This is a genomic window from Rhodococcus ruitaii, from assembly GCF_055230935.1.
Genome location: NZ_JBUYWC010000013.1, coordinates 61696 through 74586 on the forward strand (window position 1 = coordinate 61696; position 12891 = coordinate 74586).

Sequence of the window (12891 nt, forward strand, 5' to 3'; positions counted from 1 at the left end):
TTGCTTCTATATCGCTGCGAGCGCGTCGGTGCGCTGCTGAATCCAGGTCCGCATCGACTCGACACTCGACTGCAGTCCTTCCGCGGTCAATCCATCACTGGCCGGAACAGTGGATGCAAGATCGTCGAGGGTCGAGAGGGCCAGGCCGCTTCCGTACATCTGCTCGTACAGGTCCCAGTACGCCGCCTCGTAGACATCGGTGAACGCGTCGGAGTCGAGGAACCTGGTCTTCAGAGTGTTCCCACCCATCGAGCGGCCGCCCCCACCGTCTCCGTTCGGTGGCGCCCCCATTCCCTCGGCCGGCGCCGTGCCTGCCGCTGCAGCGTCGGGAGGACCGCCCTGTCCGCGCATGCCGCCCGGCCCACCCATACCTCCGCCCATGCTCACGGTGTCGTTCGGCCCTGCCGTCGTGCCGCCCTGCATGGCCATGTTGAGATCCCACGACACGACCGAGATCTTCTTCGTATCGAGGTCGTACCAGAGGTAGTAGTTCTGGCCGGGCCCCGACATGTCGTCGCCGTTGACCAGAAGATTCTGCGTGGCGACGTACCGCGCGAACGAGTCGACGTCGACCCGGTCTGCGAGGTGCGCGTCGAACTCCTCGTCGCTCGCCGAGTCCATCCACTTCAGGAAGCTGATGATCGGCTGGACGTCGCCCGTGCCCTCGGCATTGAGCTGCGTGAATTGGTCGGTGTAGTCGGCCTGGTCGTCACCGACGTACGTGAAACTCGACGACGCATCGGCCTTGTACAGATACCCGTCGGAGTCGAACAGGGTATTCGCGTACGACTCGTCCGGGTGCTCCAGCAGTAGACGCGTCGCGGTCGCACTGTCGTTGACCGAATACACCGAGTAGGCGTAACGCTGCGTCGCCTGGTCGGTTGCGGCCGTGAGCGACAACGCCATCGCCTCGTTGAGGACCGGGCTTCCCGGTCGCACCGACAGCTGGGTCATACCTTGGTACGCGCGGCCGTCGACATTCTTGGAGAAGTCGATGAGCAGAGGCAGCGACGTCGGATCGTCCACCGAAATACTGGTGCCGCCCATCCCAGGCATACCGCCACCTTCGCCGAACATCGCTGCGGGGTCGAAATCCTCGGGGGTTTCGAATCCCTCCGGTGGTTCCATTCCTTCCGGCGGCCGGAACCCGCCGTCATCGCCGCCGGGGCCGCCTCCCATTCCACCTCGCAACGCCGAGAGTGTCGAGTTGCCCTTGAGCCGGACGCCGACGTCGGTGATCAATGTGCCGTCGATGGTGATGTCGGCGGTGACCCACTCCTTCTCACCGTCGTCGACGTACGAGTCGATCATGTCGTTGTACTCGACATCGCTGATGTCGATCGACACCTCATGGTCGACGGACGTGTCGAACAGGTCGACGGTGCCCGCGATGTTCTCGGTAATCTCGGATGCGATGACGGTGGGGTCACCGGTGATGTAGGGGCGGATGCGACTGTTGCCGAACACCGACCCGACGATCGCGACGAAAGCGACCAGCGCTGCGGCGATCTTCCAGTGTTGTCGAAGCGATGTCGGAATCCGGTGCCGCAACTGTTTTCGCGACTCCGCACTCGTGTGCTCGTCCATCAGATGTCCGTCTGGTCGTATCCGGTGAGGACGGTGACTCGTTGACCGGTGTTGACCTCATTCAATGCGGTGATCAGATCACTGGATTGCTTGCCCTTCTTCAGAGTTGCCGTGTAATACAGCTCGGTCAGGGCGCCGCCGCGGACGGACTCGGTGGATACCAGTTCGAACTCGGAGCAGTACTGGATCAGTACATCGGAGACCATGTCGGTGTACCCGGACTCCGGCGGCACCTGGACCTTCACCACCTGCCGCTGTACGTCGAGCTTGAACCAGCTGAACTTGTTCATCAGCACGAGCACCAGGCATATCGCGATGGTCGCGGCGATCGCCAGCACGTAGAAGCGGGTACCGGTCGTCATACCGATCGCCATCACGAGGAAGATGAACCCGACATCGCGAGTCTCCTTGATGGCGTTGCGGAACCGCACTACCGACAGTGCGCCGACGAGCGCGAACGCCCGAGCGATGTTCGAGCCCACGACGAGCATGATCAGCGCCACGACCATGCCCACCATGACGAGGGTCTGAACGTAGGACTGGCTGTAGGAGACGTTCTTGTGGGTATAGCGGTAGACCCAGCCGATGATGGCCGAGAGAACGAACGACAGCGTCAGCGACACGACGATGTCGAGCGTCGTGAACGTCCCGCTGAGATCCTGTAGATCGAAATTCATGTAGTGGTCCTGTGTATCGGGGTCAGCGCGCCGCAACAGCGCGGAAGACGTCGGTGGGTGCGTACGCGTCGATTCCCTCGGGCATCACCAGTTCGGGTGCACCCATCCGGGATCGAGGTGCAAGCCCGAATGCTTCGACGGATTGGCAGTACTTGGAAATCCGGTTCACCGACATGTCCAGCCGTGCCGTCATGTCCGTGACCCAGTAGGGAACACGTTCATTCGCCTTGATCTCGACGATCGCGAGCTTCGGCGGGATCGTGAAACGGTTCTCTGCCGGCGAGGCGAAGTGGAAGTCGCGATCGCGGCCGTGGATCCTGTGGTCGATCGTCACGCGCAACCCCAGATCGGCATCCGCGCCGACGAACGCTTCCCGAAGATACCCGGTGGTCACGATCGGCCGTAAGTCGAGGTTGCCGATCAGTGTGGTCACTTCGTTGACGAAGGGACGCTGCGAGGGATCGCATTCGACGTCCCGCCGGTCGTCGAGCCAGCTCCGCGCAGCGCCGTAGGGCAGGGCGATCCGGCGCTTCTGGGTCACCCGGTTGACGCGTTGCTTGATCTCGATCTGCACCGACGATTCGTCGGTGCACTCGTGCGGCGAACCGTAGAGCCGCATCCGCAGCTTGCGGCGGAACTTCAACCCCTCGATCTTTTCCCAGTAGAACCGCAAGCTCGGGGTGTCGTAGTAGACCGACGTCACCGGATAGCCGCCGCGCGGGGAGAACGGGTCGTCTTCCATACGCGCGGCCAGTTCTGCACGCAGCTGTGGAACACGCAGTTCGTCGACGAGGTATTTGATCTCGTAGCGGTTGAACGAATGCAACTTGCTCGCGGTCTGTTGGTAACCGGTGGGGCGAGTGGGAACGTCCTCAGCAGCCCCGTCGTCGCGAGGGGAGCCCCTCCGGAACCGGTCCAGCACACTCATGGAACACCCTTCGTCGCCGCTGCACTTCCGTGAACAGAGCGAGTACAACAAGTGGCGCTCGAGGAACCTTGCGATGGACCTGGCAATTCCCTGGGAACGTCCGCGCGAAACTCGAGCGTGCAGTTCTGCTCGCGATTTCGGAGAAAGCCCAGGTCTCGAGGTTGAGAACTGCACGCTCGACCAACAACGTGGCGCCGACCCCATTAGGGTGCAACACTGTAATCAGTGCAAAAGCGCACGTCGATCCGTCCAAGGAGGACGATCATGCGAAATCCACGCATACACTCACATGGCTTCGGCCGCCCCGGCGGCTGGCAACAGGCGGACGTGCCCGATGCCGGCGACGTCGACGATTGGTTTTCCGGACGCCTACCCGACGACTGGTTCACCGGCCCCGCCACGGTGGAGGTCGACCGCGAAGAAATCATCGTGACCGGCGAACTTCCCGCTCCCGACGACACCTCCGACGCAGCCGTCGAAGGGCGCATCTCCCGGTTCCGGGAAAGCACCCGCCCAGAACGGATGCGCATCGCCGACGAAGCCGAGGCCCGCTACGGTCGCAAGGTCGCGTGGGGTGTCACGCTCGGCCACCACCACGTCCTGTTCACTCATCTCTCGGTGCCCGTCATGACGCGGCTGCGTCAACCCGAGCGCAAGGTCCTCGACACACTCGTCGATGCCGGAGTGGCCCGATCACGCTCCGACGCACTCAAGTGGACGGTGCGACTCGCCGGGCAACACACCGACGAGTGGCTCACCGAACTCCGCGAGGCGATGAAGAAGGTGGACGATCTCAGATCGGAGGGGCCACAGATCTGAGCACCCAGGCGAGGGCATCGTCGACCGACGCCACCGTCGCGACCCCGGCCGGTGCTGCGGGGCGGTGCACCACGATGACTCGCACCCCGAGTTCACCGGCAGCAACGAGCTTCGCGCGGGTGAGGTCCCCGCCCGAGTCTTTCGTGACGAGGGTATCGATAGCATTGTCCTGCATCAATTTCCGTTCGCCGTCGACGGTGTAGGGGCCGCGGGCCTCCAGCACCGTCCAGGACGCCGGAACTTCGTGGTCGAGCGGCTCGACCACCCGCACCGTCACCCGATGCCCACCGAGCGGACCGACGAAACTTCCCAGCGTCTGACGTCCGGTACTGAGAAAGATTGCCTCGCCGGTCGCGGCTGCCGCGGCAGCGGCGTCGTGGCCGTCGACCCAGACCCAGGAGTCGTCGCCCGTCCACCCGGGCCGCTGCAACCGCAGGAGTGGGACGTTCGTATATGCACAGGCTGCTGCCGCATTTGCGCTGATCCCCGCCGCGAACGGGTGCGTCGCGTCCACGACGGAATCGATCTTGTTGTCGCGCAGATAGTTCGCGAGTCCATCGATGCCTCCGAAGCCACCGACTCGCACCGCTCCCACCGGGAGACGCGGATTCTGGACACGGCCGGCGAGCGACGACACGAAGTCGGCTCCGCCGTCGCGGAGGGCACCCGCGAGCGCTCGTGCTTCCCCGGTGCCACCGAGAATGAGCACGGTCATTGCAGGATTCCCGACAGGGTCGGCAACACCGGCGCATCCGTCAGCATCGACAGCAGGGCATCGACATCGAGATGCTCGTCGATCATGTCGGCGAGAAGCTCGATCCGTTCGTCACGCGCCTCCGCGAAACTCACCGCTCCCGTGCGGATCTCACGACCCGCCGATGCTGCGACCTCACGCAGCCACGCGACACGCAGTTCGTCTCCTTCGAGGCTTCCGTGCCACATCGTCCCGAACACGTTGCCACTGCGCGCGCCGCCGAGAAACCCGTCGGCGTCGCCGACCTTCACACGTCCGTGATGAATCTCGTAGCCGGATGCGGGCGCACCCAGCGCAGTGCCCGACGGCAGCCGTAACACTTTGTCCGGCTCGAATTCTGTTCGGACATCGAGCAGTCCGAGCCCCTGCGCTGATGCACCGGGGTGCCCCTCGACGCCGTGCGGGTCGCCGATCTCGCGGCCGAGCATCTGAAAGCCCCCGCATATCCCCAGGACAGCGCCGCCCGCACGTGCGTGGTCGACGATCGCGGTATCGAGTCCGCGCGACCGCACCCACTCCAGATCGGCGAGGGTGGCACGTGTGCCGGGTACGATCACGACATCGGCGCCGGCGAGGGCCCGCGGATCGTCGACGAAACGCACCCGCACATCGGGTTCGATGCAGAGCGCGTCGACGTCGGTGAAGTTGCTGACGCGCGGAAGCATCACCACCGCGATCGTCAGGGCGCCGTCGCCGTCGTGCGCCGGACGTGACGTCAGGGCGAGAGAGTCCTCGGAATCGAGCCACAGGTCGCGCTGCCAGGGCAACACTCCCAGAACGGGACGACCGGTGAGTTCATGCAACGAGTCCAGGCCGGGTTTCAGCAATCCGGCGTCTCCGCGGAACTTGTTGATCACGAACCCGCGGATCAGCTGCTGATCTACGGCATCGAGCAGCGCCACCGTCCCGTACATCGACGCGAAGACGCCACCGCGGTCGATGTCGCCCACGAGGATGGTCTGTAGCCCGCCATGCTGCGCGAGCCCCATGTTCACGTAATCGTGTGCGCGCAGGTTGATCTCGGCAGCGCTCCCCGCGCCCTCACACACCACCACGTCGAAGCGGCTGCGCAGATCGTCGAATGCGGCGAAGGCCGCGTCGGCGAGGTGCTTCCGTCCACCCGCGAACTCTCCGGCCTCGAGAGTTCCCGCGGGGCGACCGTACACGACGACGTGACTGCGCCGGTCGCTGCCGGGCTTGAGCAACACCGGATTCATCGCGGATTCCGGTACGGCACGTGCGGCGACGGACTGGATCCACTGGGCGCGCCCGATTTCCACCCCGTCGCCGGTCGCAGCGTCGAGCGCAACCATCGAGTTGTTGGACATATTTTGCGCCTTGAACGGCGCAACTGCCAGACCGCGCCTCGACAGCGCCCGGCAGATTCCGGTGACGACCACGGACTTACCTGCGTCCGAGGTCGTCCCGGCTACGAGAATGCCTTTACCCACGGTGTCAGGCTACGGCGCGGGCTGCGCGTTCGGTCAGCAGGGCGAAGAGGAAGCCGAGTGCCGCCCACAACGTGACCTGCACGGTGAACGAGGCGACCCGGAACTGCCACAGCAGGCTCGCCGGGAAATCCTCACCCACTTCGTCGATAGTCGGCATCACGAGATATCCCAGACCCACCACGACGAGGAACGCGACCACCGGACCGGCGATGCGGACAGTGTGCAGGTCGACCTTCGCGAGTGCCCTGGCCACCGCAACCGCCACCGCGACGGCCACCACGCCGAGCACGACCGCAGCAAGCCACCACAGCGTTCGCTCGTTGATGGTGTCGGGATCGCCCACCGCGGGCGGGTTCGCGGGGTACTTGACGAACGGAACCGCTTCGATCGCCAGCCACGCGGCGCCCGCACCGGTCAATGCCAGTTTCCAGCCGGGCAGGTCGGTGTGGCGACGCGCGAAGTGCAGTACCGATGCGTAGAGCGCGCCGAGTGCCAGGCCCGCAAGACCGGTCGCGAGAAAGAGCCCGGCCTTCTGGCCGGTACGGCTCACCTCGGCGTCGTCGCCGTGACTGTGGCTGTGGCCGCCTTCGTCCTGGCCCGCCGCATCGTGGCTGTGGGAGTGCGCTTCACCTGCCGCTTCCTCGAGCGCAATGGCGGAGTCGATATGGGGTTCCCCGACGACGAACGCCACCGCACCGGCCAGCAGACCGGCGAGCAATCCCGCAACGAGGCCGCGCAGCAACAACTGGACGAAACTTCCGGACAGGGGTGCTTGTGCGCCCGGCGATGTCGGCCGGGTCTCGCTCAGTGACACGGAAGACCCAGTAGGTGCCGGCCGTCGTGCATCAGTTCGTGCATGAACATGCCGGTGCGGGAGATCGCGCCCTGATCGAATCCGACCAGATAGAGCACGAGGAAAGCGAGAATCACCGTCGCGACCACCGCTACGGCGAGCGCCGCAGAGCCGAGTGAGTCGCCGGGTATGTGGACTACGGCCATGACAACCTCCTGGGATTACGCGTCCCATCCGAAAGGCCATGTGCCGTGGGAGTGTTCTGACTTCCGGAAGATCTGCGATCCCCGGTCCACAGTGGCGCGACCGTTCCGGACTCTCACCGGATTCCCTGCACCTCGGCACATGCGTACCGACGAACTTTGGCACCGCAGGTCTACCGTGTCAAGCAGGGACACTTGTGTCTGTGACCCGCCTGTTCCTGATCTCCCATGCCTCCACCGACGCTCAGCGCGACGTGCGGTTTCCCGCCGACGATCCGATCTCCCGACGCGGACGACGCGAACTGACCCGCGCCGCGCCACCGGTGATCGACCGCGCGCTCGCAGCGCCAGAGGCACGCGCGCGCGACACGGCGGCAGCGCTGGGCTGGTCGACGGCGATCGAACCGGCCCTGCGCGACCTCGACTGCGGAAACTGGTCGGGCATGCCGATGGACGACGTCCCGGAGCATGAACTCGCAGCGTGGCTGGCCGATCCCGAGGCCGCACCGCACGGCGGTGAATCGGTCGTCGACATGATTGCGCGTGTCGGAGCGTGGATGGACACCGTCGGCGACTCTTCCGAGCGTGTCGGGGTGGTCGCGCATCCGGCGGTGGTCAAGGCCGCGACGGTATGTGCGCTCGGGGCTCCCGCTGCGGCGTTCTGGCGGGTCGACGTCCGTCCGCTGAGTGTGACGCGGTTCAGCGGACGGGGCAGGCGCTGGACCCTGCGGCTGGGCTGAGGTTCACCACGTCACGTCTTCCTCGCATTTGCGCCCGTCGATCGTTCGTTCCACCTGCACGGTGGCGTGGTCGAGGCCGTGTGACGACAACGTGGTCCGGGCGGAATCGAGCACCCAGTTCGCGTCGTGGTCGCTGACGAGGTGCACGGTCGCCACGTCCATGCCCGTGGTCAGGGTCCACACGTGCAGGTCGTGGACGCCGGACACACCGGGCAATGCAACGAGATCGGCTCGGACAGCGTCGACGTCGAGGTGCCTCGGCGACGCCTGGGTGAGGATGCGGAGCGATTCGGCGGCGAGGCGCAGTGCGCGCGGCACTACCCACAACGAGATCAGCACACCCACGATGACGTCGGCAAAGCTCCATCCGAACGCGAGGACCAGCGCACCCGCGACGAGGACTCCGACGGAGCCGAGTGCATCGGCAAGGACCTCCATGTACGCGCCGCGCACCGCGAGACTCCCCTTGGCGTCGGCACGCAACAGCAGCATCACGACGACATTTGCTGCGAGGCCGGCTATCGCGGTGAGAATCAGGGGGACGCCGGGAATGTCGGGTGTGTCGCCGATCCGGTTGATCGCCTCGTACATGACCCACGCCGCGACACCGAGCAACAGAACCGCGTTGGCCATCGCGGTGAGCACCTCGGCGCGGTGCCAGCCGAACGTGCGGGCAGCGGCGGCACTGCCGCGACGTGCCAGTATCAACGCGACCATGCCCATCGACACACCCACGACATCGGTGAGCATGTGGCCGGCGTCGGCGAGCAGCGCCAGCGACCCGATCCACAATCCGACGCCCGCTTCGAGGAGGAGGAACACGCCGAGAATCGCCAGAGAGATACCCATCCTGCGGATGGTGCGATTCGTCGGTCCCGACTCGCGCCCCTGGCCTTGGCCGATGCCGTGCGAATGTCCGTGACCCGAACTCATGAGACTCCTTCCAGATCCGGGCCATCGTATGCATAAATGCGCATGTATTCAACGGCTACGTCCCGGCTTCCGGCACCCCCGGCCCGCCTGTGCATAATGACGCCAGCGTTGCTGACACTCGCAGCAGGGGAAGTCCGGTCGAAATCCGGCGCTGACCCGCAACGGTGGACTGCCGAATCCGGCAGTGAGCCCGAAAACCTGCGTGGGTGTCTGCGACTCCGACATTCGCCGTGGTCTGCGAGACGGAGTCCAGCAGGGCAGTTCGCGCACCCGGATACGGTGTGGCCGCTGCCGTGCCGGACGTCGGCTCCGGCCCACCCGAGCAGAGCACGAGGCCCTATGCTCCCCCATGTCCGTCCAGCACGCCGTATCTTTGCGTTCACCGCTCTCACCGCCGCAGCCGTGCTGCTGGCCGGATGTTCCCGCGGCACAGTTGCCCCTGACGCCGCCGACACCATCGCGTTCGCGGAACCGGTGACCATCACGAACTGCGACCGCACCGCCACCTTCGACGCGCCGCCGCAGCGCATCGTCACCATGAACGACCACGTCACCGAGACGCTCATCCAGATGGGTGTGGGCGACCGGATCGTCGGTATGGGTTACGGCGAGCAGCCCGAACCGCTACCGGAGACCGCTGCACAGTTCGCCGAGATCCCCTCGCTCGCCGCAAAGTACCCGACATCCGAGCAGGTGCTCGACCTCGAACCCGATCTGATCGTCGGCGGGATGAGCAGCGCGTTCGACGAGAAGACCGGCTTCGCACGCGACAGCCTCGAAGCCGCAGGTATCGGCACCTTCCTGTTCTCCGAGTACTGCGGTGACGGCTTCCCCGACATCGGCCTGCTCGAGAACGATTTCGCGCAACTCGGCTCGATTCTCGGCGTGGAGGAGAGCGCCGCCGCGCTGACCGAGCGCGTCATCTCCGAACTCGACGCCGTCCGCGAACACCTCGACGCGGCCGGTGCGCAACCGGTCCGCACGTTCTTCTACGACTCAGGTGACGCCGAGCCGATGACCGTAGGCGGGGTCGGAATCGGCCAGCTGATCAGCGACTACACCGCCGCCGAGAACATCACGTCCGAAGGCGACAAGCCCTACTTCTACACCAGCTGGGAAGTGATCGGCGAACGGCAACCCGAGGCGATCGTGGTCCTCGATTACGGTTCCACCAGTGCCGAAGACAAGATCGAACTCCTGAAGAACCACCCCATCATGACGACAACCCCCGCGGTGCAGAACAACCGATTCATCGTGGTCCCACTCGACGACTTCTTCGAGAGTTATCGGATGGTCACGTCCGTCGACACCATCGCACGCGCGCTGCATCCCGGCGCCTTCGGCGCATGAGCACGGTGGCCGACACCCCGGCACCTACCGCGCCGGCACCGGCAGCGGCGACCCCGGACACCGGGGCTTCGGGTAAGGGAACTCCGGGCAGACGCTCGCTGTGGTCGGTACTTGTGACGCTCGCGGTGGGGCTCGCCTTCGCCATCGTGGTCGCCGTGTCGCTGGGCACCGTCACCATCCCGATCGGCGACGTGTGGGCAATCGTCGGCCACCGGCTCGCCCCCACGCCGTTCGGGGCACTGGTGGGCGACCCCTGGTGGAGTGCGGCGCGCGACGCCATCGTCTTCGACTCACGCCTCCCCCGCGCGCTGACCGCCGCCGTGGTCGGGGCAGCGCTCGCCATCGCGGGCGCGGTGGCGCAGGCGGCGACCCGCAATCCGCTCGCCGACCCCTACCTGCTGGGCGTGTCGTCGGGAGCGGGTTTCGGTGTCGCCACCATGACTGTCCTGGGCTTCGGTGCCGGAATCGTCGGGGTCTTCACATTGCCGCTCGCAGCCTTCGTCGGTGCCCTCATACCGCTGGCCGCCACCATCGTGGTGACCCTCCGCGCGCATTCGGTGACGGCGATCGTGCTGGTCGGTGTCGCGCTGTCCATGGTGTTCTCATCGTCGATCACCTTCGTGCTGCTCGTGCTCGGCGACGCCCACGATCTCGGCACCGTGATGAGGTGGCTCGCGGGCGGGTTCGGTGACGCCACCTGGATCACGCTGATCGCCCCGACCGTCGTCCTGCTCGTCGTGGGTGCGGCCGTGCTCCTGTGCAGCCGCCAGCTCAACCTGTTGCTCACCGGTGACGACGGCGCCACCGCGCTCGGCATGAACGTGCCACGCTTCCGCATCCTGATCTTGCTGGCCGTGTCGCTGCTCACCGCCGCGGCCGTCGCGGTGTCCGGCACCATCGGGTTCATCGGCCTGCTCGTCCCGCACGTCGCCGGATACCTGGTGGGCCGCAACGCGGCACGGCTGATCCCCACCGCTGCGCTGCTCGGCGCGCTCGCTCTCGTCGTTGCCGACATCCTCGCCCGCTCGGTGAGCAGCACCGCCGAACTCCCCATCGGGGTGATCACCGGCCTCGTCGGTGGACCCATCTTCATCGCTATGCTGTGGCGCCGATACGGGCGGGCCGCCTCGTGACCCGGCTGCACGCGTCCGCTGTCGAGGCCGTACTCGGTGATCGCCAGGTTCTGCACGGCGTGAACCTCGACATCGCTCCCGGTGAAGTACTCGCACTCGTCGGACCCAACGGCAGCGGCAAGACGACGCTGCTGCGCACGTGTTACCGCGCGCTGTCGGTGACCGGCGGCGCGATCCTGCTCGACGACCACAACATCGGCTCGATGCGACGACGAGACGTGGCACGCACCATCGGCGTCAGCTCCCAGGAACCCACGGCGTTCGGCGGAGTCACGGTGCGCGAATCCGTCCGCCTCGGCAGGTCCGCGCAGCGCGGATGGTTCGAGCCGTTCCGATCCGAGGACGACGCCGTGGTCGAGTCCATGCTGGCCCGAGTCTCACTCACCGCACACGCCGACCGGGACGTATCGGCGTTGTCCGGCGGTGAACGCCAACGGGTGTCGATCGCGCGGGCGCTCGCGCAGGAACCCAAGGTGCTCCTGCTCGACGAACCGACCAATCACCTCGACCTCCGCCACCAACTCGGTGTGCTGGAAATGCTGCGCGAACTCGCCGCAGACGGGCTCGCAGTGCTGGTGACGCTGCACGACATGCGCCTCGCGGCCGAATATAGCGACCGCATGGCCGTGCTGCGTGAGGGGAACGTGGTCGATGTCGGGACACCCGAGGACGTGCTCACCCCCGACCTGCTCGGCGACGTCTTCGGTGTGCGGGGTGCCATGCGCACCGTCGAAGGCCGGCGCGTTCTCGATCTGTTGGGGCTCGTCGATGAGTGATACCGCTGCGAATGTCACGGATCTGTACGGCCGGATTCGGGTCGCGCTCGGCGATTTCGCGCACACCGTGGATCTCGCGGGTCACGACGAGTTTCCCGGCGCGTTGCTGACCGACCCCGACTGGCTCGCCGCCCGTGTCGCCGACACGGGCGTGCGGTGGGACTGCGATGATGCGCGCGTCAACGGCACCCTGTGGTGGTATTCGGCCAGTTCCACCCTCGTCGCCGGGGCCGTGGCGATGTTGCTCACCGACGGCGTCGCACCCCACCCGGATCCGTCGCGGTTGCGGTGCGCACTGCGCGACAACGGATATCTCGCGGCGGTGCGGTCGTCACGGCTCGTGCGTGGCGTCGACGACTACGCGACGGCGATCGCGGCCGCACACGACTCTGTGATCACCGTGCTCGCAGCGGTATCGGGAGCGTCACCCCGTGCGCTGTGGGCCATCGCGACGGACTCCGTCGCCGGCCGTGCGCTCACAGCCGGCCGGGAACTCGGCAGGGTCGACGAGGCGTGTGCGCTCGCCGACGCCCTGGCCGTTGCACCGATGCTGACGCCGAGATACGTGGACGTCGCGAGCGGGCTTCGGTCCGAGCGTTTCGTCAAGCGTGGTTCGTGCTGCCTGATCTACGTCGCGACCGGGGAGAACAAGTGCATGAGCTGTCCCCGTCACACACCTGCCGAACGACACGCGCGACTACGCACGCGTGTCGACCAAGCCGCCCGGTAGCCTCCCCTCGCCTTGCG

At 66.1% G+C, this 12891-nt stretch carries 14 protein-coding genes and 2 riboswitches; of the genes, 6 read left to right on the plus strand and 8 right to left on the minus strand.

Annotated features, from left to right (window positions below):
* Nucleotides 1-6 precede the first annotated feature (6 nt).
* From ACZI8W_RS17765 to ACZI8W_RS17775, 3 genes are read right to left on the minus strand one after another with little or no spacing between them, the layout of a single operon-like run.
* Complete coding sequence (locus tag ACZI8W_RS17765) at nucleotides 7-1587, minus strand: CotH kinase family protein (RefSeq protein WP_463369828.1); 1581 nt, start codon at nucleotides 1585-1587, stop codon at nucleotides 7-9.
* Nucleotides 1587-2264 (minus strand): DUF4956 domain-containing protein, encoded by a 678-nt coding sequence (locus ACZI8W_RS17770; RefSeq protein WP_463369829.1) that lies wholly within the window; start codon nucleotides 2262-2264, stop codon nucleotides 1587-1589. The genes ACZI8W_RS17765 and ACZI8W_RS17770 overlap by 1 nt, the downstream gene beginning before the upstream one ends.
* A 22-nt stretch (nucleotides 2265-2286) precedes the next feature.
* Nucleotides 2287-3192 (minus strand): polyphosphate polymerase domain-containing protein, encoded by a 906-nt coding sequence (locus ACZI8W_RS17775; RefSeq protein ID WP_463369830.1) that lies wholly within the window; start codon nucleotides 3190-3192, stop codon nucleotides 2287-2289.
* 264 nt (nucleotides 3193-3456) lie between these two features.
* Between ACZI8W_RS17775 and ACZI8W_RS17780 the strand changes: the two genes are divergently transcribed.
* On the plus strand, nucleotides 3457-4011 hold the full coding sequence (locus tag ACZI8W_RS17780) for a hypothetical protein (protein ID WP_463369831.1): 555 nt from the start codon (nucleotides 3457-3459) through the stop codon (nucleotides 4009-4011).
* Here the strand turns inward: ACZI8W_RS17780 and ACZI8W_RS17785 are convergent.
* Genes ACZI8W_RS17785 through ACZI8W_RS17800 form a run of 4 tightly spaced genes read right to left on the minus strand, consistent with a single transcriptional unit; the run spans nucleotide 3986 to nucleotide 7215 of the window.
* On the minus strand, nucleotides 3986-4726 hold the full coding sequence (locus ACZI8W_RS17785; protein ID WP_463369832.1) for a cobalt-precorrin-6A reductase: 741 nt from the start codon (nucleotides 4724-4726) through the stop codon (nucleotides 3986-3988). The two genes, ACZI8W_RS17780 and ACZI8W_RS17785, sit on opposite strands and share 26 nt — an antisense overlap.
* Nucleotides 4723-6216 carry a cobyric acid synthase gene (locus ACZI8W_RS17790; RefSeq protein ID WP_463369833.1) on the minus strand — a complete coding sequence of 498 codons (1494 nt, stop codon included), beginning with the start codon at nucleotides 6214-6216 and terminating at the stop codon, nucleotides 4723-4725. Before ACZI8W_RS17790 ends, ACZI8W_RS17785 begins: the two co-directional genes overlap by 4 nt.
* A 4-nt stretch (nucleotides 6217-6220) precedes the next feature.
* On the minus strand, nucleotides 6221-6982 hold the full coding sequence (locus ACZI8W_RS17795) for a CbtA family protein (protein ID WP_463369936.1): 762 nt from the start codon (nucleotides 6980-6982) through the stop codon (nucleotides 6221-6223).
* Nucleotides 6983-7020: 38 nt separating this feature from the next.
* Complete coding sequence (locus tag ACZI8W_RS17800) at nucleotides 7021-7215, minus strand: CbtB domain-containing protein (RefSeq protein WP_463369834.1); 195 nt, start codon at nucleotides 7213-7215, stop codon at nucleotides 7021-7023.
* 30 nt (nucleotides 7216-7245) lie between these two features.
* Nucleotides 7246-7365: riboswitch (cobalamin riboswitch) on the minus strand.
* Nucleotides 7366-7415: 50 nt separating this feature from the next.
* Here ACZI8W_RS17800 and ACZI8W_RS17805 point away from each other — a divergent pair.
* On the plus strand, nucleotides 7416-7952 hold the full coding sequence (locus ACZI8W_RS17805) for a histidine phosphatase family protein (RefSeq protein ID WP_463369835.1): 537 nt from the start codon (nucleotides 7416-7418) through the stop codon (nucleotides 7950-7952).
* 3 nt (nucleotides 7953-7955) lie between these two features.
* Here ACZI8W_RS17805 and ACZI8W_RS17810 read toward each other — a convergent pair whose 3' ends face one another.
* A complete protein-coding gene (locus ACZI8W_RS17810; RefSeq protein ID WP_463369836.1) occupies nucleotides 7956-8885 on the minus strand; it encodes a cation diffusion facilitator family transporter in 930 nt (309 codons plus the stop codon).
* An 88-nt stretch (nucleotides 8886-8973) separates the two neighbouring features.
* A riboswitch (cobalamin riboswitch) is annotated at nucleotides 8974-9105 on the plus strand.
* A 119-nt stretch (nucleotides 9106-9224) separates the two neighbouring features.
* Between ACZI8W_RS17810 and ACZI8W_RS17815 the strand changes: the two genes are divergently transcribed.
* Genes ACZI8W_RS17815 through ACZI8W_RS17830 form a run of 4 tightly spaced genes read left to right on the plus strand, consistent with a single transcriptional unit; the run spans nucleotide 9225 to nucleotide 12874 of the window.
* Nucleotides 9225-10235 carry an ABC transporter substrate-binding protein gene (locus ACZI8W_RS17815; protein WP_463369837.1) on the plus strand — a complete coding sequence of 337 codons (1011 nt, stop codon included), beginning with the start codon at nucleotides 9225-9227 and terminating at the stop codon, nucleotides 10233-10235.
* Nucleotides 10232-11368, plus strand: a complete 1137-nt coding sequence (locus ACZI8W_RS17820) for a FecCD family ABC transporter permease (RefSeq protein WP_463369838.1) — start codon at nucleotides 10232-10234, stop codon at nucleotides 11366-11368. Before ACZI8W_RS17815 ends, ACZI8W_RS17820 begins: the two co-directional genes overlap by 4 nt.
* Nucleotides 11365-12144 (plus strand): ABC transporter ATP-binding protein, encoded by a 780-nt coding sequence (locus ACZI8W_RS17825; protein ID WP_463369839.1) that lies wholly within the window; start codon nucleotides 11365-11367, stop codon nucleotides 12142-12144. The genes ACZI8W_RS17820 and ACZI8W_RS17825 overlap by 4 nt, the downstream gene beginning before the upstream one ends.
* Nucleotides 12137-12874, plus strand: a complete 738-nt coding sequence (locus ACZI8W_RS17830) for a hypothetical protein (RefSeq protein WP_463369840.1) — start codon at nucleotides 12137-12139, stop codon at nucleotides 12872-12874. Before ACZI8W_RS17825 ends, ACZI8W_RS17830 begins: the two co-directional genes overlap by 8 nt.
* Nucleotides 12875-12891: the final 17 nt, after the last annotated feature.

What these genes read in the sequence shown, in the direction of transcription:
- ACZI8W_RS17765 (WP_463369828.1), bottom strand. Translation starts at nt 1,587, where the DNA reads ATGGACGAGCACACGAGTGCGGAGTCGCGAAAACAGTTGCGGCACCGG.
- ACZI8W_RS17770 (WP_463369829.1), bottom strand. Translation starts at nt 2,264, where the DNA reads ATGAATTTCGATCTACAGGATCTCAGCGGGACGTTCACGACGCTCGAC.
- ACZI8W_RS17775 (WP_463369830.1), bottom strand. Translation starts at nt 3,192, where the DNA reads ATGAGTGTGCTGGACCGGTTCCGGAGGGGCTCCCCTCGCGACGACGGG.
- ACZI8W_RS17780 (WP_463369831.1), top strand. Translation starts at nt 3,457, where the DNA reads ATGCGAAATCCACGCATACACTCACATGGCTTCGGCCGCCCCGGCGGC.
- ACZI8W_RS17785 (WP_463369832.1), bottom strand. Translation starts at nt 4,726, where the DNA reads ATGACCGTGCTCATTCTCGGTGGCACCGGGGAAGCACGAGCGCTCGCG.
- ACZI8W_RS17800 (WP_463369834.1), bottom strand. Translation starts at nt 7,215, where the DNA reads ATGGCCGTAGTCCACATACCCGGCGACTCACTCGGCTCTGCGGCGCTC.
- ACZI8W_RS17810 (WP_463369836.1), bottom strand. Translation starts at nt 8,885, where the DNA reads ATGAGTTCGGGTCACGGACATTCGCACGGCATCGGCCAAGGCCAGGGG.
- ACZI8W_RS17815 (WP_463369837.1), top strand. Translation starts at nt 9,225, where the DNA reads ATGCTCCCCCATGTCCGTCCAGCACGCCGTATCTTTGCGTTCACCGCT.
- ACZI8W_RS17820 (WP_463369838.1), top strand. Translation starts at nt 10,232, where the DNA reads ATGAGCACGGTGGCCGACACCCCGGCACCTACCGCGCCGGCACCGGCA.
- ACZI8W_RS17830 (WP_463369840.1), top strand. Translation starts at nt 12,137, where the DNA reads ATGAGTGATACCGCTGCGAATGTCACGGATCTGTACGGCCGGATTCGG.